Genomic DNA, 19630 nt, shown 5'->3' with positions numbered 1-19630 from the left:
TAAGAGAGAGAGAAAGACTCTACGGAAGTAAAGGGGGGGATTCGGGTGCACCTGATAGGACTCGAACCTACACGACTTACGCCACTAGATCCTAAGTCTAGCGCGGCTACCAATTACGCCACAGGTGCGATTTCATTGCGTTGCAAAGTTATGGATATTTTTGATTCGGACAAAGTTATTTGCTAATTATTCCTTCTCTTAACTTTTTGTGCGCAGTATTTCTCTGGCTTTCTCGATGATGGTATCGATGCCTTTGTTATAATCTGTCGAGGCGATATCTACTTTTAGATCGGGTTCGATGCCGAATTCTAGTTGATTCATGTGTGGATCGAACATCGGACTTGCGGAAAACCGGACAGACCAACCGTTAGGGATCTCCGAAGAGAAAGGCAGTCCGGAGCCTCCGCCCGTCTTATCTCCGATGAGGATCACGTTGGGCAATTGCTTCATTCTATTGACGAAATCGTTGGTTGCGCTGTATGAACGTCGATTTGTCAGAACGGCGACGGGCTTTTGCCATCTAACATTGCTGGTGGCCGGTTCCAGGTAAACGGGTTGAGGCTTTGAAAAGTCTTTATGTCTCGGTCCTGTTTTATATGCCATATAGCCTACGAGTACTTTTTTGTTGGTGAATCTGGAGGCCAGCTTTTCGGCCGTGTGGAGACTTCCTCCACCATTATTTCGGACGTCGATGATCAGGGCGTTGCATGCCGAGAGTGTCTGCAGTATTTCGTCCAAATTACCGTTGCCGAAACTGGTGTCGAAGCTGCCACAATAGATGTATCCGATGTTATCGTCGAGAATGGTATATTTCAAGCCGGCAGCGATGTGGTAGTCTTTCCCCAAATAGATGCTTTGAATGCTGTCACTGAAGTTTCGGGGATAATTGTCGTACCATTGTCGGTATTGCGAGACTCGATCTTTGGAGATCAAATTGACATGTCCATCCCTCAATTCGTTCGTCATATCGCTTAGGATATCGAATAGGCCTTTGCTTGTGATCGATGGGGGTATTCTGTTTTTGTAGGTGGCGTGGATATTGTTCCAGTCTAATCCGTATTCTGCCTGTTTGTATTCTAAAAAGCAGTAGTGTTCGTCGATCGTTTTCCAGAGTGCTTCGAAGTTGCCTTCGGGGGTGTTATCGAAAGTTTCTTCCATGATGCAGGACGAACCGAGCAGTGTGAGGACGGCCAATATGCTGGATGATTTGATGAATTTAAACATATTAGAAGGGGTTGACTGATGTGGGTAACGAGATTTTATTTTTTCCTTTCAGCACACAGAAGTTCTTGATCAGGCCTATCATGAACAGGTGCGACCAGGCATGGCTCTTCAGATGGTTGACGCTGGCTTGTTGGATATCGCACATATAGCCTGCGCGCAGGTTTACTTTTCCGATCGGGAAATCCAAGGAGATGAATTGCCTGAACGAAGGATGATTCGCGGGTGTAGTGAAGATGACGTTCTTCCCGTCGTGTTTCAGTTCAAAGATCTCGTAATAGGACTGACCGTATTCCGGCGAGAACATGATGCCGGCTATGGGGATGTTTAGTTGATATCGAGCTACCAAGGGGTAGTGCCTTATCTGGAAATGATAAACGGCCATTCCGGAAAGGTCGACGCTGGTGTTGGCTATGGCTTGAGCGGGGTTATTTGAGTTTCGGATGTTGTAAATATAGCCCAGATTCATGTCGAGCATGGGACCTGCCAATAGCTTCAATCGATGGAATCGGAACTGGTAATGCCAGGCCAGACTCCAATTTATCCATCCAGAAAATTCTCTGCCGGTCTCCGCTTTATTCTTGGTGTAGGATAGGTGGAGCTGGAATATGCTTTGGGTGGATACCTGTCCGTCCATCAGTTTGGTCATACGCATGCTTTCTTTGAGGATTCGGAGCTCCGTTCCTGTGTATTCCATCGGAGAAAGGTAGGTATCCAGAATGTTGGTGTATCCGATGCCGTAGAGGGTGGCTCTGGTAACGTACTTGTTTGCTTGTAGACTATCTTCTTGAGCTTGGGCAAAGAGTACGGAAGTCAACATGAACAGAGATAGCATGTAGGTTCTCATAAGTCAGAAGAGTTTCATTTGTCCTGTGATTTCGTCGATGATATCGGCTTCGCTTTTTCCTCCGTCGGGATCTTCGTCGACGTAATCCTTTTCAATTGGTTTGGTTTCAGGTGTCGGGTCGGGCAGTCGGGCGGGTTCCAGTTCGGTTATCTTATCGATGGTATAGGTAGTGATTCGCTTGCCTTTTGCCTTGTAGCTTTTAATATGGACGAATTTCTCGACGTCGATGATCAACGGGTCTCGGAAGTGGTCGAGTCCGCCGAACGTGACCTCTATACTCGGATAGGGGGTATCGGTAAGCAACAATAATCGGTTGTTTTCGTTTGCTCCCACATAACTTTGTTTTTTGGCAGATTCTTCGAAAAAGAAGCGTTTCAGGTATGGATATCCCTTTTGGTCGGCATCGTAAAGGACGGCAGTCCATACCTTGTTCGGCTCGAATTTTTCTATCGTGCGAATGCCTGCGTCGTAATGATTGTTGGCATCGAAATCGGTGGTATAGAATTGACCGTTCTCTTGTACGACCAGTATGAAGTCGTCATTGGAGAATTCGCCTAAGTATTGTCCGTGTTCATCGTAATCCAAACGCCGGATATCGGGGTCGAACCATACTTTTCTCCCTCCGAGGGTCGATCCACCGCGTTGTTTGAGGACGATACGGTGGATATCGTTTTTAGTAAGGATATTGCCCATCGCCTGACGGCCTTTTATCAAGATATCGCTGAAGTTTTTCTCGAAGGTTATTTTCTTCACGTGCGGGTTGGGTTTGAGCGTGACTTTTATCACTTCCGCTTCGCCGTTCGAGTTGGCGGTGAAGTAAACGATGCGCGATCCGGGAGTGCCTTGGGTAATATCGTATTCCTTATCGCGCGTCATCGAAGTCAGATTGAAGCGTTTGATAAAATAATAACCGTTCTTCCCGTTTTTATAGACGAGGTTATAGATAGTGCGTTTATCGTTTTTCTCGAAGATATTGATGTAGAGTACATCCCGTCCGACGAAGAGTTTGTCCGCCACTTTCACGATTTTGCACTTCCCGTCTTTGTAGAAGAGGATGACGTCGTCGATGTCGGAGCAGTTAGCTACGAATTCGTCTTTCTTCAGGGAGGTGCCGATAAAACCTTCTTCCCGGTTTATGTAGAGTTTTTCGTTCGCCTCGACGACTTTCGCCGCTTCGATGGTGTCGAAGTTGCGAATTTCCGTCCGACGCGGGAATTGCTGTCCGTACTTGTCCTTCAGCATCGAATACCAAGCGATGGTATGTTCGACGAGGCGGGCCAGTTTATCCTCCGTATCTTTGATTTCTTTCTTTATCCGCATTCTGTTTTCATCGGCTTTCTCTTTATTGAACTTAAGGATCCTGGCCATTTTTATCTCCATCAGTTTGAGTATGTCATCTTTCGTAACTTCGCGAACAAACTGCGGATAGAACGGGGTCAGGCGTTCGTCGATGTATTCGCACGCGGCATCCATGTTCGAAGCCTGTTCGAACGGCGTTCCTTTATAGATGCGTTCTTCGATGAAGATCTTTTCCAACGAGGCGAAGTGCAAGGATTCCAAGAGTTCTCCTTTACGTATTTCCAATTCTTTTCGGAGCAGCTCTTTGGTGTGATCTACCGATTTGCGAAGTATATCGCTCACGCTCGAAAAGCAAGGTTTCTTGTCATCGATGACGCAACAGTTCGGCGAGATGCTGACCTCGCAATCCGTAAAGGCATAGAGCGCATCGATTGTCTTGTCGGAGGATGCTCCCGGAGATAAATGTACGAGGATTTCTACGTTTGCGGCTGTGTTATCGTCTACTTTCTTGACTTTGATCTTTCCCTTCTCGATCGCTTTCAGAATGGAATCGGGAAGCGAGGAGGACGGTTTGTCGGGGGGCGAAGAGGTCGTTTTCCCGAACGGGAGTTCTGTGATGACTAATGTTTTGTTATCCAATTTATCGATCTTCGCTCGGACTTTTACCATTCCGCCTCTTGCTCCGTCATTGTAACGGGATATATCGATGGAACCGCCTGTAGGGAAGTCGGGGTAAAGCGTGAATGTTTCGCCGTTTAGATAAGAGATCGCCGCTTGGCATATTTCGTTGAAGTTGTGAGGTAGAATCTTGCAGGAGAGGCCTACGGCGATACCTTCGGCTCCTTGAGCCAAGAGTAAGGGGAACTTCACCGGCAAAGTAACCGGTTCTTTGTTCCTTCCGTCGTACGAGTATTGCCATTCTGTCGTTTTCGAATTGAATACCACGTCCAAAGCGAATTTCGACAATCGGGCTTCGATGTAACGCGGAGCGGCCGCCCTGTCGCCGGTAAGGATGTTTCCCCAGTTTCCCTGACAGTCGACGAGCAAGTCCTTCTGTCCTATCTGAACCAATGCATCACCGATAGAGGCATCGCCGTGTGGATGGTATTGCATGGTGTGCCCTACGATATTGGCCACTTTGTTGTACCTTCCGTCGTCCATTTCTTTCATGCTGTGAAGAATACGGCGTTGCACCGGCTTCAAACCGTCGTTGATATGAGGGACGGCCCGTTCCAGAATGACGTAGGAAGCGTAGTCCAAGAACCAGTTTTTATACATGCCGCTCAACTGATGGGCGACGCCTGCGTCCTTTACTCCGTCGACAGGCTTGTATTCCGAATGGCCGTGGACTTCTATCGGTTCGTTTTCTTCGTTATCGTTTGTTATATCGTTCAAATCCTCGTTCATAAATCCTTAAATTCATTAATGTGTGATGAATGTATGCAAAAATAGCACTTTTCTTGGAAAAAAACATTAGATTTGCGCATTATTTCGTTATAAAAGGGCGAAGGAGAGCTCATTGTAATGAAGAGCAAGTTTTAATGATTATAGAAAGATGGCACAGGAAGATGTTTTTAAAAAAATAGTCTCACATGGTAAAGAGTACGGTTTTGTGTTTCCCTCGAGTGAGATTTATGATGGGTTAGCGGCTGTTTACGATTACGGACAGAACGGTGTGGAGCTGAAAAACAATATCAAGCAGTACTGGTGGCAGAGCATGGTTCTTCTGCACGATAACATTGTCGGCATAGATGCTGCCATTTTCATGCATCCTACCGTATGGAAAGCTTCCGGCCATGTGGATGCATTCAATGATCCATTGATTGATAACCGCGATTCCAAGAAACGTTACCGTGCTGATGTGTTGATCGAAGATCAGATTGCCAAGTATGACGAGAAGATCGATAAGGAAGTCGCTAAGGCTGCGAAACGGTTCGGAGAAGTTTTTGACGAAGAAAAATACCGTGCGACAAGCCCGAAGGTGTTGGAGGAACGACAGAGACGGGACGCGCTCTATGAACGCTATAAGAAGGCGATGAATGCGACCGACCTGAATGAGCTGAGGCAGATTATCGTCGATGAAGAAATCACCGACCCGGTTAGCGGAACTCGGAACTGGACGGATGTCCGCCAATTTAATCTGATGTTTTCCACGGAGATGGGGTCTACTTCCGAAGGCTCGATGAAAGTGTATTTGCGTCCGGAAACGGCGCAAGGCATCTTTGTCAATTACTTGAACGTACAGAAGACGGGACGCATGAGGATTCCTTTCGGAATAGCGCAAATCGGCAAAGCCTTTCGTAATGAAATCGTCGCTCGGCAGTTCATCTTCCGTATGAGGGAGTTCGAACAAATGGAAATGCAGTTCTTTGTTCGCCCGGGCACCGAAATAGAATGGTTTGAGAAGTGGAGGGCTGCACGCTTGAAATGGCACGAGGCGTTAGGCTTCGGCAATGCCATGTATCGTCTTCACGATCATGAGAAATTGGCTCATTACGCCAATGCCGCCACCGATATCGAGTTCAATATGCCGTTCGGTTTTAAAGAAGTGGAAGGAATCCATAGCCGTACCGACTTCGATTTATCTCAGCATGAAAAGTTCTCAGGAAAGAGCATCAAGTATTTTGATCCGGAACGGAATGAGTCGTATACGCCGTATGTGATCGAAACTTCCATCGGAGTAGATCGGATGTTCCTCAGTATTTTGTGCGGTTCTTATCGAGAAGAAACGCTGGAGAACGGCGAGACCCGCGTCGTCTTGCGATTGCCTCCCGCTTTGGCCCCGGTGAAATTAGCCGTCCTACCCTTGGTAAAGAAAGACGGTCTGCCTGGGAAAGCTCGAGAGATTATGGATGAATTGAAGTTTCACTTCCATTGCCAATATGAAGAGAAAGACAGTATCGGAAGGCGTTATCGCCGCCAAGATGCCATCGGCACTCCTTATTGTGTAACTGTCGATCATCAAACGTTGGAAGACAATACCGTCACGTTACGCCACCGCGACACGATGGAACAGACGAGAGTCGCCATCGTCGATTTGAACAGCATCATCGCCGATAAGGTGAGTATTACGAGTTTGTTAAAAACACTGCAAGCATGAAGAAGAGTTTATTTTTATTCATCGGCTGTCTGTCTCTGTTCGCCATGCCGTTCGTTTCGTGTGGCGAAACGGATACGGAAGCGGATTTGTATGCCGATTGGGAGAATCGGAACCAACATTATATTGATTCGATAGCCGTCGTGGCGAGAGCAAATACCGGAACGGAACCCGGCCAATGGAAAGTAATCCATTCGTATAAATTCAGCCCGCCGTTGAGCGGAACGTTTAATGCGAACGATTATGTCTATTGCCGTATCCTGGAGAACGGCGAAGGCGCGACGCCGCTATTTACCGATACTGCTGTCGTCAGTTATCGCGGACAATTGATTCCCTTGTCGAACGGAACCGTTGTTACGTTCGAGGAAACGTATTCGGGGGAATTGAATAAGGAGACATCCTCGCCATCCAAACATGCCGTGAGCGGAAGCGTGACTGGATTTGCTACGGCGTTGATGCATATGAAGGCCGGTGACCGCTGGGTGGTTTATATTCCGTACAGTTTGGGTTACGGAAGTGCCGGGAAGAATACGATTAAAGGATATTCTACCTTGATTTTCGACTTGTATTTGGACGATGTGTACCCTTTGAAAGGGAAGAAATAACAGGGGATATTGAACGACAAATCGGAGGGGGAGCTGCCATTCGTGGCAGCTCCCCCTCCGATTTTACGACAGTCTCGAGCGATATTAGTCGAGCATCTTTACGAAGCTGCCTTCAGTGATGCCGGTAACCGGTTCCTTAGGTACGCGGTATTTGAACGTAGCTGTTTTGATGCCGCTGTACGATTTCCATTCCAGAATCAGATCCACGATATTTTCGGTATCGGAGGAGTTTTCTGTTTGAGTAGCGGTGGACTTGATTCGGAATGCGACGAGTGCATCGCCTATGCGTCCGGCCAAGTCGCTTTTCGCATTGTGATAGAGTCTCACTTTATAAGGTTGTTCTTTTTCGGCGGATGGAACGAGGTTTATCGTGTGTTTGACACCGTATCCCCACCTTGTTCGGAATCGGAGTGTCAGATAACCGTCTTCGGCGATGGTCACCCAGTCGTTGATGATTTCTACCGGATCGTCCCCATATGTTTTCTCGTTCATATTTCCGAGGTTGGCGGCCAGCGGTTTTGTCAGGATGCTGTCTATCCAATTTATCCTTACGGCCCGACTGTGTGGGGATGTTTCCGCTTGATCGTCCAATGTATAGTTGACCAATGCGCGTACCTCTTTTTTCCCGAAGGGAGAGACTTTCATATTGGTAGGAGCCAAGGTCGTATTATCGTCCAATTGCAGGTAGAACGAAGAGTTGTCGATACTTGGCTTTACCGTTACCAAAGCCGAGGGATAATACAAATCATTGTTGTTGTCGTCATTACAAGATGGCAGACTGAAAGTGCAGGTCAGCAGAGCTAAGCCACACAAATTTAAAAACGATCTTTTCATTTCAATAGTTCTTTTTGTTTATCTAACATAGAAATGACGATGAGAAGAAAATACTGTATGCGAAATGGTTAATAAATGTTAGTGTTGCAACGAAGGGGGCGACATCGCCCCCTCCGCCTTGGTTTTGCGGTACGTTTTCTCAGTTATTTTTTACGTTCAGGTACTCTGCAATCTGAACGGCATTCAAGGCAGCCCCTTTGCGAATTTGGTCGCCGGTAAGCCAAAGCGTGATGCCGTTGTCGGCGGCCAAGTCTTTACGTATTCGTCCCACGAAAATATCGTCTTTTCCCGCCGACTCTAAAGGCATCGGATAAATATAGCGTTGCGGATTGTCCTTCAGTCGACAGCCAGGTGCGGACGCGATAGCGGCGCGGACTTCTTCTACCGTCAAGGGGCTTTCTGTTTCCAACCAGACCGATTCCGAATGAGAGCGTAGCGAGGAAACGCGGACGCACGTGGCGCTGGTACGGATGTCGCTGTGCATGATCTTTCGCGTTTCGTGATACATTTTCATCTCTTCTTTAGTGTAATCGGTTTCCGTCATTCGATCGATTTGTGGAATCACGTTATAGGCCAATTGGTGAGGAAATTTATCGATAGTCGATACTTTTCCCTCGATCATCATCTCCCTGTACTGCTGTTCCAACTCCGCCATGGCCGCTGCGCCGGCGCCGCTGGCGCTTTGATAGGAGGCTACGTGGACACGTCGGATATGGCTGAGCTGCTCGATGGGGTTCAGCACGACCACCATCATGATGGTAGTGCAATTGGGATTGGCGATGATACCGCGAGGGGGTGCAAGCGCATCCTCCGGATTGATCTCCGGCACGACCAGGGGAACATCGGCATCCATACGAAAAGCACTGGAGTTGTCGATCATCACCGCCCCGTATTTCGTAATGGTATCGGCGAATTCCTTACTGGTTCCCGCACCGGCGGAAGTGAATGCGATATCTACTCCCTTAAAATCGTCATTATGCTGCAGAAGTCTGACTTCATAGTCCTTCCCCTTGAAGTTATATTTCCGGCCGGCACTGCGTGCGGAACCGAAAAGGACCAAATCGTCGATGGGGAAATTCCTCTCGCAGAGGATGCGGAGAAGTTCCTGCCCCACAGCGCCGCTTATCCCAACAATAGCTACTCTCATTTCAGTTTGATTTAATAATTCGTATGCTGTTTTTGCGGCGTTTCTTCAGGAAGAGGTTCGGCCGCGATGCAAAAGTACGATATTTTGGAATGTCGCGGCCTTCTGATCGGATTTTTTTTAGTAAAGTCGGAAAGAAACGGTTTTTTCCTTCGTCGATCGGATCGATAACGCTTAAAACGGATTTTATCTTCCGCTGATCGGCTCGATAGCGCCTAAAACGGATTTTATCCCCCGCTGATCGGCTCGATAGCGCCTAAAATGGATTTTAGTCCCCGTTGATCGGATCGATAGCACCTAAAACGGATTTTGGCTCCCGCTGATCGGATCGATAGCGCCTAAAACGGATTTTAGTCCCTGCTGATCGGATCGATAGCGCCTAAAACGGATTTTGACTCCCGCTGATCGGATCAACAATGTTAAACATGCGTAACATTAGCGCCTGAGGCAGACGATACACCTTTTTATCGTCCTATCAATTGCAAGTGAGATTCCGAAGCGTATAACGGCACATTGCTCAATCATTCCTGCCGTTTGTAGTCGGACATGGAGAAGTGAAGGCCGTGCAGTAGACTTTTATATTATGTCGGAGATTTGAGTTTTCGTGCGAATAAAATTTTTTGCCGAGGATTTGAATGAAAAAAAGATTTTTCTTTATATTTGTTGCATAACCGTTCATGACAGGATATGAAAAACGTGCCGTTCCTTGTCCGTATATGGCGTTTTTATATCGACGGCTTTCGCCATATGACGATTGGCCGTACGCTATGGATTATCATTCTGATAAAGCTGTTCGTATTGTTTTTTGTATTGAAATTGTTTTTCTTCCCGAACTTTCTCAAAGGAAAATCTCCTGCCGAAAAGCAGGATTATGTCAGCGGGGAGTTGATCGATCGAGCGGTTCCGTAATCCATTCGGCTTATGATTCCTATTCATTCAATAATACTCTTATGATGGATTCGATTGACATTTCACTTATCGATTGGTCGCGTGCCCAGTTTGCTTTAACGGCGATGTATCATTGGCTATTTGTCCCGTTGACTTTAGGGCTTGCCATGGTGATGGGCATCATGGAAACCGTTTATGTAAAGACGGGTGAGGAATACTGGAAGAATATCGCCCGGTTTTGGCAGAAATTATTCGGAATAAACTTTGCCGTCGGGATAGCGACAGGTTTGATCCTCGAATTCGAGTTCGGTACGAACTGGAGTAATTACTCGATGTTCGTCGGGGATATTTTCGGCGCGCCGTTGGCTATCGAGGGAATACTTGCTTTCTTTATGGAGTCCACTTTCGTGGCGGTGATGTTCTTCGGCTGGAAAAAAGTGAGCAAAGGCTTTCATCTGGCCTCGACGTGGTTGACGGGGATCGGGGCGACGATCTCCGCATGGTGGATTCTGGTGGCCAACTCGTGGATGCAATATCCGGTCGGCATGCATTTTAATCCCGATACGGTGCGCAATGAGATGACCGACTTTTTAGCGGTGGCCCTTTCTCCGATGGCCGTGGCAAAATTCTTTCACACCGTTATGAGCGGATGGGTGTTGGGAGCAGTCTTTGTGGTGGGCGTCAGCAGCTGGTATTTGATCAAGAAACGTCATCAGGCTTTTGCCTTATCGAGTATTCGGATAGGAGCTGTCTTCGGCGTATTGGCCTCTTTGATCGTCGCTGTTACGGGCCACATCTCGGGAGTTCAGGTGGCACAACTTCAACCGATGAAGATGGCTGCCGTCGAAGGTCTCATGGAGGGGGGGAAAGGTGTCCCCTTGACGGTAGCGGGCGATCTTAAAATACCCAAGTTGCTTTCTTTTTTAGCTACGAAGGATATGGACGGTTATGTGCCCGGCATGAATGATTTGATTGACGGTTATCGAAAGCCTGACGGCACCGCTGTCTTGTCGGCCAAGGAAAAGATCGCTAGAGGGAAGGCGGCTATCGCGGCTTTAGCTGATTATCGGAAGGCCGTTGCCGCGAAGGAAACGGAAAAGAAGAATGCGAGCCTGAAAGTGTTGGAGGAGAATATGCCTTATTTCGGTTACGGATATATCGGCGATACGAATCGATTAGTTCCGCCCGTGAGCATTACCTTCTGGTCGTTCCGCGTCATGGTCGGTCTGGGAGGATTCTTCATCCTTTTGTTCTTGGCGGTTTGGTGGTTCCGGCATAAGGGGAAGTATCAGGAAATGAAGTGGCTTCAGAAGGTCGCGCTGTGGACCATTCCGTTGGGATACATCGCTGCGCAATCCGGCTGGATCGTGGCAGAAGTAGGTCGACAGCCCTGGGCTATCCAGGATCTGTTGCCGTTGAATGCGGCGATCAGCAAATTGCAGACCAGTTCTGTCCGGCTGACTTTCTTTATTTTCCTGATTCTCTTCACCGTCCTGCTCGTTGCGGCGATCGGCATCATGGTCAAAGCTATCGGGAAAGGGCCTTCTCCGCTTGAGAATGCTAAACACGATTAAGGAAAACAATTTAACACTACGGATATGACATACGTATTTTTACAACAATATTGGTGGTTTCTGATATCTTTACTGGGAGCTCTTTTGGTTTTTCTGCTGTTTGTACAGGGAGGGAACTCTTTGCTTTTCGCATTGGGTAAGACGGCCGATCTGCGTACTTTGATGGTTAATTCCACCGGTCGGAAATGGGAGTTTACTTTCACTACCTTAGTGACATTCGGCGGTGCGTTCTTTGCCTCTTTTCCCTTATTTTACAGCACGAGTTTCGGCGGAGCCTATTGGCTGTGGATGATCATTCTGTTTACGTTCGTGCTGCAGGCCGTGTCGTATGAATTCCAGTCGAAAATAGGTAATCTCCTCGGTAAGAAAACTTATCAGCGCTTCTTGGTGATCAACGGTTGGGTGGCTCCGTTGCTGTTGGGCGGAGTTGTGGCGACTTTCTTTACCGGTTCTAATTTTATTGTCGACAAGGGAAATATGGGAAGCGAGGTGATGCCTGTGGTCAGTTCGTGGGCGAATGCTTCTCACGGACTGGACGCTTTACTGAATCCGTGGAATTGGGTTTTAGGTTTAGCCGTTCTCTTCTTGTCCCGGTTGCTCGGCAACCTTTATTTCATTAATACTATCGAGGACGATGAGCTGATACCTCGTTGTCGCCGCAAATTGCTCATCGATACCGTTCCGTTCCTTTTGTTTTTCCTGACATTTATGGGATATGTCTTGCTTGCCGAAGGGTATGCAGTGGATGCACAGGGCATCATCGTTTTAGAATCGCAGAAGTATTTGCATAATTTCCTGTCGATGCCTCTTTTGTCGGCGCTCTTCCTCGCAGGAGTGATGGGCGTTTTGTTCGGAATACTGAAGTCGATGGTCAGCAAAACTTATAAATACGGCATCTGGTTCGCCGGAATCGGCACCGTGTGGGTGGTGCTCTCTTTATTTTTAGTCGTAGGATACCATCATACGGCTTATTATCCTTCGACAGCCGATTTGCAAAGCTCGCTGACTTTATCGAACAGTTGTTCGAGCGAGTTTACGTTACGTACGATGGCGTATGTCTCTATGTTAATACCTTTTGTGTTGGCTTATATTTGCTATGCATGGAGTATGTTGAATAAGAAACAAATCACCATGGATGAAGTAAAGAAGGAAGAAGAAGTGTATTGATTCGATTGCGCGAATCAGATACACGGGTTTTCAAACCGAGTATAGGGCGTTTATGTGAAAACCTGTATAATTCTTTGCGTGAAGTATGTAATAAAGTTAAATATGAGACCGTTTTAAAAGAAAAACGGTGCGAATGTTTGCAAGATAAAATAAGAACCGTATATTTGCATCGTGTTTTTCATAGTATTAGATTTAAGGTTAACAAAGGTTGGACTACAGCGGTAGTCCTTTTTTTATGTCTGCACTTCTCTTCCTTAATCGTATTTCCTTAATTATAAGGAAGAACGTTTATTCATCGCCTGATTAATAGACAGAGCTCCGGTTTACAATCGGTCTATACGCTTGCTGGCTACTTGTAGTACATCCATTGACCATCGGCTGCTTGCATTTTCAACTGCTGGCAATTTGTAACCGTTTCATTCCACCCACAACCGCAAAGAAACATTTAATGAAGAGGAACGCAGATAACCTTCCACGACAGTCGAATCTTTAAGTGTCAGTATCGCATAAAGTACTTTTCTTTCTTTACCGAAAGAACAAATAGAAGCCCAAAAGAAAATTATCGAACCTAAAAATACCCTTATCAGAGTCAATTTAGAGTTTTTCATCACTTATTCATATTTTTCTGCCACAAACTTATGTAAAAAATATTGATTAAAAACGTGTACGGTAAAATGTCTGTAATAAAATAACGGCAAATGGTTCCAACAATCTCAATGAGACCTTCGAAGCCAACTACCGTTATGCCAAGCAAGAGATTTTTTATTCTCACAAAAAAGAATTGGATAGAGTAAAAAAATATACGAAACACGTAAAAAATGTATGTCTTTAAAATCACCCCATCAGTTATAAATGGACTTTTCCTGCCTAAATCAGATTTTTTTTTCTACCAAAGAAATATTTTGAAAATCCTGTCAAATCCATTATCCATGCAATTCCAAAACTTCCTAAAATCGTTACTAAAGTCGCTATAGATGCAAATGCTATGCCAGATGGATCGAATGAAAAAATAAAGACCAAAGGTTTCGATAAAAATGTGAAGATCGGAGAAAATAAAAGGAGTACCAGAGTGTTTCGGCCGATGAAAGTTGTTATTTTTTTTATCCTAAAAGAAAGAAAAGGATATATTGAAAGAAAGAAACAAATTGATAAATATGTAATAACAATTCCCCAAAATGACCCTCGGTTCAAATTATCAGGAAAGCAACACAGAGCAGCCAACGGAAGAAACGAAAATTTGGTGGGCTGAAATACTGCAGTAAAGTTGATTCCACTTAATTTAATCAAAATTCCAAATATAAAATAAATAGCATTGTCAAATGAGATTAATCCTAAACCAGATAATACATAAAAACAAATAGGAAGGAGAATAGAGTGTAAAATTAGTTTTTTTGTTGCCCTGCGAAAAATATTATTTAAAAAATACCATACAATCCAACTCAAAATCAATGTATGAAGATACCAATAAGGCCCCATTGGAGAAATAAAGATCTTTTCGACAAGGATGAGCGGAGAAAGAAGATCAATATGTTCTCTAATAGGTAAAACAGACGACATAATGACATATCCGGCTTCCATGATTGCATATGGTATAAATACAAATGTAATCATCTTAAGAAAAGAGAATATATCTTTATTGGAATTAGCAAGGAAGCCAGATATGACAAGAAATCCTGACATATGAAATGTATAGACAATGGACTTCAGATATGGATATTTATCTCCAATATATGCTAAATGAAATATAATCATTAAGCTAATGAATATACACCTTAAGTAATCTATCTCTTCAATCCTTTTTCCCATGAAAGCAGAAAGAATTTCTTTTGTTGGATAGTTGGTGACACACTGTTTTCGTTACGCTGTTTTTTAGTTTGGGTGAAGCCATTCTACCATTATTTCGCAATGATAAGCTAAAAATACGAAAAAAGCTAAAAATACCAGGTTATTTTGCTCATAAATGAGTCTTTAGAAGGTAATCCATGTTCTTTCACAGACTTTCATCATTATTTTTTATTAATATTTGTTGCCTTTTTGTTTTTCGTGATGCAATAAAATCATTGTAGTCCTCGTCTTTTCTGATAAACCCCATGACAATATGGATAAGTTTGTTTTTCACATTGTTCAATGTAAGTTGCGAGGATTTTTTCCTTTTCTTTGAGTCGAGGGCAGTATGCTGAACCCCGCGACGACAATTTTACCTCTCTGTCGACGAATGTACGAAAATATGACATACTAAGATATTATATTTGAGAGTGTGGATAATAATGAAGTCATATTTTTATCATTGATATATCGTTTCCCTTCTTTCGTTAGTTTTCTAAAAGGGAGAGAAATGTTACTATCTATATTTTTATATTGTTTTTTAAATCGGATTTATTAAATAGCTTTATTGCCATTTGGACCTTAATGAGCACTTTCCGTCCGGTAGGAAGAGGGATAGTGCAGAGCATTCATTCGGGTCGGCTTAATCGGGCCACGTACTTTCCTATGATATCGAATTCGACGTTGACTTTCGTCCCGATACGAATGCTGTGGAAATTGGTATTTTCGAAGGTGTAGGGGATGATTGCCACTTGAAAGGAGTCGTCTGTGGGGTTGCATACCGTCAGGCTCACTCCGTTGACGGCGACAGAGCCCTTGTCGACGGTGATATATCCGCGCTGTGCCATTTCCTTATCGAAGGGGTATTTGAATGTGTAGTAATAGCTCCCTTGGGCGTCTTGAATGTCGATGCATTCGGCGGTTTCGTCCACATGTCCCTGAACGATATGGCCGTCCAGTCTGCCGTTCATCGGCATGCTTCGTTCTACGTTCACCTCGTCCCCTTCCTTCAGCAGCCCGAGATTGGATCTGTCGAGGGTTTCTTGCATTGCCGTGACCGTATAGGTTTTATCGTCCTTGTTCAAGGAAACGACTGTCAGGCAGACTCCGTTGTGCGAGACGCTTTGATCGATTTGCAGTTCGTGTGCGAAAGGGGAAGTAAAAGTAAAGTGGATATTCTCTTGCTCCTTTACTATTTTAATGACCTTGGCTGTAGATTCAACAATACCTGAAAACATAATTGAATGATTGGGAATGGATCGCAAAAGTAGCGAAAATAAAGATCATATCCAATAGTCGATATGCACTTTTTCGGGGTTCATCCTATGCCTGAAGGATTGGAAAAGTTTATCTTCCGCTGGAAATCGTCTTTGCGATGTCGGGCTTTTATCGTCTTGAACTTCAGGTGCCATAATGGTTGCAGCAAATCGAACAGCGGGATGGAGAGGCCGTATCTGCGCTTGTCGAAATCTTCGGCAGCCTGCCGGATTACGAATACCTGAATGATAAGACGGACGACGTACAGCAATGCGGCGGCTCCTGCCATGATCCATTTCCGGGAGAGGATACCGTAAATGACCGTTGTCAGGACGGCAAGGAAGAAGAGCACCCGGGTCAACGTTTCAAAGCCTGCCCCATATTTTCCCATCCCTTTGAACAGTTGGCTGGTAGCCATCTCGTTGACTTTTTCGTGGTTCCACATACGTTTGGTCGGCATGGCGATACGCACGATGCTGTCTTTGCTCACTTCCACGCGTGTATTTTTCTTTTCGGCTGCCTGATTGACGAACAGCATATCTTCTCCTTGATCCCAGTTCAGTTGGTTGGTAAACCCGTTTTGCCTGGCGTAAAGAGACTTGCGATAAGCCAAGTTCTTGCCGCTTCCCGTATACGGACGCCCCACGAGGGCCATGCCCAGGAAACGCATGGAGTGGATGAGCCGGTCGTAACAGATTTTTTTGTTAAACCATCCCTGCCGACGTTCATAGTTGCTGTAACCCAGCACGATGTCCGTTTCTTCGGTGAAATGGGCAGCCATTTTTTTCAGCCATTGGTTGCTCTCCGGCCGGCAATATATTTCCGTGAAGACCAGCCAATCGTAATGGCTTGCTTTGATACCGATGCTTAAGCCTAATTTCTTGCGACTGATATAGCGAGCGCTTTCAGGGATAAATGTGTGATACAGATTGACGTATCGGGTTTCCAACCGTTTTAAGACATCGTCGCAATCGGTTGCCGAACGATCGTGAACCACTATTACTTCGAAGGCGGGATAATCTTGATTCAATACGGCGGGAAGATTCTTTTCTATTTCCGCACGAGCGTTTTTCGCTACGATGATAACCGATAGCGGAGGATAGGAGTCGACCGTTCGTCCGGGCTTTTCGATCCGGCGATGCATGTTTTTATAAATGCCTTGCCAATAAACGAATTGGATGAGGAATAGACCGCTTACCGTGATAATCGGGATGAACTCCCATAGTGTTATTTCCATCGACATGCCCGTTAGATCAATTCCTCCGACGTATATCCCGCAGGCAATTCGCGGCAGTTGTAGTGCGACGCCATGGTTTCTCCGTAAGCTCCGGCCGAGCGTATGGCGATAAAATCGCCCCGGCGGGATCGATTTAAGTCCACCGCTTTACCGAACACATCGGAGGATTCGCATATCGGGCCGACGACGTCGTAGGTTTCGACGGGTTGATCGGAGCTGAGATTTTCTATCCGATGGAGGGCCTGATAGAGGGCGGGGCGAATGAGGTCGCTCATGCCGGCATCGAGTATCATAAACTGTTTGTGCACACCTTGCTTGATGAAGACGACACGACTGATCAGGCTTCCGCATTGCGCCACGACGGAGCGTCCCAATTCGAAGTGAAGCGTTTGATCGGGCCGAAGTTTCAGGTGTTTATGATAGGTGGCGAAATAGGCCGCGAAGTCGGGGATGGGTTGCCTGTCGGGATGCCGGTAATCGACGCCGAGCCCGCCGCCCACGTTGATATGATCGACGATGAGTTGCCTGGCGTAGAGTTGCTCCTGTAATTCGTTGATCCGGTTACAGAGTGCGACAAAATCCCCCATATCCGTGATCTGCGATCCGATATGGAAGTGCAAGCCCACGAGGCGGATATGTTTCATGGTCGAAGCCCGGTCGATGACCCTATGCATTTCGTCCATGCCGATACCGAATTTGTTCTCCGCCAAGCCCGTAGTGATATGGGCATGCGTATGCACTCCCACGTTCGGATTGATACGCAGTGCCACACTTGCGATCTGGTTTTTCGCTCTTGCCAATTCGTCGACGACTTCCAGTTCCGGAATCGATTCCACGTTGAAGCAGAAGATGCCGTGATCGAGTCCCGAATTTATTTCCCAGTCGGTTTTTCCCACGCCGGCGAAGACGATTTTATCCGGTTCGAAGCCGGCTTGCAAGGCCGCGCGTATTTCGCCTCCGCTTACGCAATCGGCACCTAATCCCTCTGTTCGTATGATCCCTAAGAGTTTGGGGTTGACGTTGGCTTTCAGGGCGTAATGCACGCAGAAGTTCGGATATCTTTTCGCTTCCCGATTGATGGCGTCGAGCGTTCGGCGGAGCAATGAAACGTCGTAGTAATAAAAAGGCGTTTTGATCCCTTGAAAGCTATCGACAGGAAATGATGTTTTCATCGAAGGAGGTATGGCACGTGTTTACTTGCGATTGAACAAATGATCGCTTAGCGATTGAAGCGCGCGCTGTTTATCTTCCTTTTTGATCAGGAAAGAGATGTTGTAGTTGCTGCCTCCGAACGAGATCATCCGAACGGGGATATCTCGCATGGCATCGAGCGCATGGGCTTCGAACCCCACATTGCTCCATTTCAGATCGCCCACTACGCAGACGATGCACATCTCCCGATCGACGGTTACCGTGCCGTATTTCTTCAGGTCGTCGACAATTTCGTTCAGATGGGTTACGCGGTCGATGGTGACGGATACACCCACCTCCGAGGTACAGATCATATCGATAGAGGTCTGGTAGCTTTCGAAGATTTCGAACACCTTGCGCAGGAAACCGTAGGCCAAGAGCATGCGCCCCGATTTTATTCGGATGGCCGTGATATTGTCTTTCGCGGCGACGGCTTTGATGGTATCCGGTTCCAGGTCGTTCGAAATCAAGGTTCCCGGTGCGGAAGGGTCCATCGTGTTGAGCAGACGTACTGGGATATTGGCGTATTTGGCGGGCTGTATGCAGGTGGGATGCAGAATCTTGGCGCCGAAGTAGGCCAACTCGGCCGCTTCTTCGAACTGCAGGTGCGGAACGGGTTCGGTATGTGTTACGAAACGGGGGTCGTTGTTGTGCATGCCGTCGATGTCCGTCCATATCTGAATCTCTTCCGATTTGACGGCCGCTCCTATCAGCGAAGCGGTATAATCGCTGCCTCCGCGTTGCAGGTTGTCTATCTCGCCGTAGGCATTCCGGCAGATATAACCCTGCGTGATGTAAATTTCCGCATCGGGGTGCAGTTCCAATTGGGCTTCCAATTTCTCTTTGATATAGACGGGGTCGGGTTCGCCGTTCTTATCGGTGCGCATGAATTCCAACGCGGGCAGGAGTTCCACTTTCACGCCTTGTTCCAGGAGGTAATTGGTCATCATGCAGGTAGCCATCAGTTCGCCTTGGGCTAAGATTACCTTTTCTTCGAAGAGGGTGAACAGGTCTTTCGTATACGAGCGGATAAAGTCGAATTGCGCTTTGACGGCTTCCTGTGTCAGTCGTTTATACGCATCGGTAGCATACAGTTCGTCGAGGTGTTTTCGATATTGCGCTTCCAAGCGGTTGATCACTTCGTTGGCTCCGTCGGGATTCTTTTTATACAGATAGTCCGATATCTCTACCAGGGTGTTGGTGGTACCCGACATGGCAGAAAGCACTACTATCTTCCGTTCTCCGTCGGTAATCAATTTGGCGACTTCTCGCATCCGTTGGGCGGAACCGACGGAAGTGCCTCCGAACTTTAAAATTTTCATCTTCGTCTCGTATTTATGATTTATATGATGCCGCAAATATACGAATAATGAACGAATAGAGGATAAAAAACGAGGAATTAGTGATTTTCTTTTACAGTATCCCCACCACTGGATGGCGGAACC

At 46.3% G+C, this 19630-nt stretch carries 15 protein-coding genes and 1 tRNA gene; 5 read left to right on the top strand and 11 right to left on the bottom strand.

Annotated features, from left to right (window positions below):
• Positions 1-46: 46 nt before the first annotated feature.
• From BN102_RS09175 to BN102_RS09160, 4 genes are all read right to left on the bottom strand, one after another.
• Positions 47-128: transfer RNA gene (locus BN102_RS09175), tRNA-Leu, on the bottom strand.
• Positions 129-198: 70 nt separating this feature from the next.
• On the bottom strand, positions 199-1224 hold the full coding sequence (locus BN102_RS09170) for a S41 family peptidase (RefSeq protein WP_019208846.1): 1026 nt from the start codon (positions 1222-1224) through the stop codon (positions 199-201).
• 1 nt (position 1225) lies between these two features.
• Positions 1226-2068 (bottom strand): DUF3316 domain-containing protein, encoded by an 843-nt coding sequence (locus tag BN102_RS09165; RefSeq protein WP_036787858.1) that lies wholly within the window; start codon positions 2066-2068, stop codon positions 1226-1228.
• Between the two features lie 3 nt (positions 2069-2071).
• Positions 2072-4774, bottom strand: a complete 2703-nt coding sequence (locus tag BN102_RS09160) for a DNA gyrase/topoisomerase IV subunit A (RefSeq protein WP_019208844.1) — start codon at positions 4772-4774, stop codon at positions 2072-2074.
• Positions 4775-4922: 148 nt separating this feature from the next.
• Here BN102_RS09160 and BN102_RS09155 point away from each other — a divergent pair, with 148 nt between their 5' ends.
• A complete protein-coding gene (locus BN102_RS09155; protein ID WP_019208843.1) occupies positions 4923-6467 on the top strand; it encodes a glycine--tRNA ligase in 1545 nt (514 codons plus the stop codon).
• Entirely contained in the window at positions 6464-7069 is a 606-nt protein-coding gene (bamJ, locus tag BN102_RS09150; protein ID WP_019208842.1) for a BamJ family beta-barrel-assembly machinery protein, read from the top strand. Before BN102_RS09155 ends, bamJ begins: the two co-directional genes overlap by 4 nt.
• An 84-nt stretch (positions 7070-7153) precedes the next feature.
• On the opposite strand, the gene BN102_RS09145 is transcribed toward bamJ, so the two are convergent.
• Positions 7154-7903: a NigD1/NigD2 family lipoprotein gene (locus BN102_RS09145; RefSeq protein WP_083867233.1), complete on the bottom strand. Its 750-nt coding sequence runs from the start codon at positions 7901-7903 to the stop codon at positions 7154-7156.
• A 139-nt stretch (positions 7904-8042) separates the two neighbouring features.
• Positions 8043-9050 (bottom strand): aspartate-semialdehyde dehydrogenase, encoded by a 1008-nt coding sequence (locus BN102_RS09140; RefSeq protein ID WP_036787855.1) that lies wholly within the window; start codon positions 9048-9050, stop codon positions 8043-8045.
• 684 nt (positions 9051-9734) lie between these two features.
• Here BN102_RS09140 and BN102_RS09135 point away from each other — a divergent pair.
• From BN102_RS09135 to BN102_RS09125, 3 genes are read left to right on the top strand one after another with little or no spacing between them, the layout of a single operon-like run.
• Positions 9735-9956 (top strand): DUF4492 domain-containing protein, encoded by a 222-nt coding sequence (locus BN102_RS09135; protein WP_019208838.1) that lies wholly within the window; start codon positions 9735-9737, stop codon positions 9954-9956.
• Positions 9957-9997: 41 nt separating this feature from the next.
• On the top strand, positions 9998-11509 hold the full coding sequence (locus BN102_RS09130; RefSeq protein ID WP_021311384.1) for a cytochrome ubiquinol oxidase subunit I: 1512 nt from the start codon (positions 9998-10000) through the stop codon (positions 11507-11509).
• 24 nt (positions 11510-11533) lie between these two features.
• Positions 11534-12676 (top strand): cytochrome d ubiquinol oxidase subunit II, encoded by a 1143-nt coding sequence (locus BN102_RS09125; protein ID WP_036787853.1) that lies wholly within the window; start codon positions 11534-11536, stop codon positions 12674-12676.
• A gap of 867 nt (positions 12677-13543) precedes the next feature.
• On the opposite strand, the gene BN102_RS09110 is transcribed toward BN102_RS09125, so the two are convergent.
• The 5 genes from BN102_RS09110 to BN102_RS09090 form a co-directional block, all read right to left on the bottom strand.
• Positions 13544-14482 carry an acyltransferase family protein gene (locus BN102_RS09110; RefSeq protein ID WP_019208833.1) on the bottom strand — a complete coding sequence of 313 codons (939 nt, stop codon included), beginning with the start codon at positions 14480-14482 and terminating at the stop codon, positions 13544-13546.
• Between the two features lie 647 nt (positions 14483-15129).
• Complete coding sequence (locus BN102_RS09105; protein ID WP_019208832.1) at positions 15130-15738, bottom strand: riboflavin synthase; 609 nt, start codon at positions 15736-15738, stop codon at positions 15130-15132.
• An 80-nt stretch (positions 15739-15818) separates the two neighbouring features.
• Positions 15819-16994 (bottom strand): glycosyltransferase, encoded by a 1176-nt coding sequence (locus BN102_RS09100; protein ID WP_036787851.1) that lies wholly within the window; start codon positions 16992-16994, stop codon positions 15819-15821.
• 11 nt (positions 16995-17005) lie between these two features.
• On the bottom strand, positions 17006-18166 hold the full coding sequence (gene lysA / locus BN102_RS09095; RefSeq protein ID WP_019208830.1) for a diaminopimelate decarboxylase: 1161 nt from the start codon (positions 18164-18166) through the stop codon (positions 17006-17008).
• Between the two features lie 21 nt (positions 18167-18187).
• Positions 18188-19507, bottom strand: a complete 1320-nt coding sequence (locus BN102_RS09090) for an aspartate kinase (RefSeq protein ID WP_019208829.1) — start codon at positions 19505-19507, stop codon at positions 18188-18190.
• Between the last annotated feature and the right edge of the window lie 123 nt (positions 19508-19630).

Source organism: Phocaeicola abscessus CCUG 55929 (genome assembly GCF_000312445.1).
GTDB lineage: Bacteria > Bacteroidota > Bacteroidia > Bacteroidales > Bacteroidaceae > Phocaeicola > Phocaeicola abscessus.
This window is presented reverse-complemented; position numbering and strand designations above follow the sequence as displayed.

What these genes read in the sequence shown, in the direction of transcription:
- BN102_RS09170 (WP_019208846.1), bottom strand. Translation starts at nt 1,224, where the DNA reads ATGTTTAAATTCATCAAATCATCCAGCATATTGGCCGTCCTCACACTG.
- BN102_RS09165 (WP_036787858.1), bottom strand. Translation starts at nt 2,068, where the DNA reads ATGAGAACCTACATGCTATCTCTGTTCATGTTGACTTCCGTACTCTTT.
- BN102_RS09160 (WP_019208844.1), bottom strand. Translation starts at nt 4,774, where the DNA reads ATGAACGAGGATTTGAACGATATAACAAACGATAACGAAGAAAACGAA.
- BN102_RS09155 (WP_019208843.1), top strand. Translation starts at nt 4,923, where the DNA reads ATGGCACAGGAAGATGTTTTTAAAAAAATAGTCTCACATGGTAAAGAG.
- bamJ (WP_019208842.1), top strand. Translation starts at nt 6,464, where the DNA reads ATGAAGAAGAGTTTATTTTTATTCATCGGCTGTCTGTCTCTGTTCGCC.
- BN102_RS09145 (WP_083867233.1), bottom strand. Translation starts at nt 7,903, where the DNA reads ATGAAAAGATCGTTTTTAAATTTGTGTGGCTTAGCTCTGCTGACCTGC.
- BN102_RS09140 (WP_036787855.1), bottom strand. Translation starts at nt 9,050, where the DNA reads ATGAGAGTAGCTATTGTTGGGATAAGCGGCGCTGTGGGGCAGGAACTT.
- BN102_RS09135 (WP_019208838.1), top strand. Translation starts at nt 9,735, where the DNA reads ATGAAAAACGTGCCGTTCCTTGTCCGTATATGGCGTTTTTATATCGAC.
- BN102_RS09130 (WP_021311384.1), top strand. Translation starts at nt 9,998, where the DNA reads ATGATGGATTCGATTGACATTTCACTTATCGATTGGTCGCGTGCCCAG.
- BN102_RS09125 (WP_036787853.1), top strand. Translation starts at nt 11,534, where the DNA reads ATGACATACGTATTTTTACAACAATATTGGTGGTTTCTGATATCTTTA.
- BN102_RS09110 (WP_019208833.1), bottom strand. Translation starts at nt 14,482, where the DNA reads ATGGGAAAAAGGATTGAAGAGATAGATTACTTAAGGTGTATATTCATT.
- BN102_RS09105 (WP_019208832.1), bottom strand. Translation starts at nt 15,738, where the DNA reads ATGTTTTCAGGTATTGTTGAATCTACAGCCAAGGTCATTAAAATAGTA.
- BN102_RS09100 (WP_036787851.1), bottom strand. Translation starts at nt 16,994, where the DNA reads ATGGAAATAACACTATGGGAGTTCATCCCGATTATCACGGTAAGCGGT.
- lysA (WP_019208830.1), bottom strand. Translation starts at nt 18,166, where the DNA reads ATGAAAACATCATTTCCTGTCGATAGCTTTCAAGGGATCAAAACGCCT.
- BN102_RS09090 (WP_019208829.1), bottom strand. Translation starts at nt 19,507, where the DNA reads ATGAAAATTTTAAAGTTCGGAGGCACTTCCGTCGGTTCCGCCCAACGG.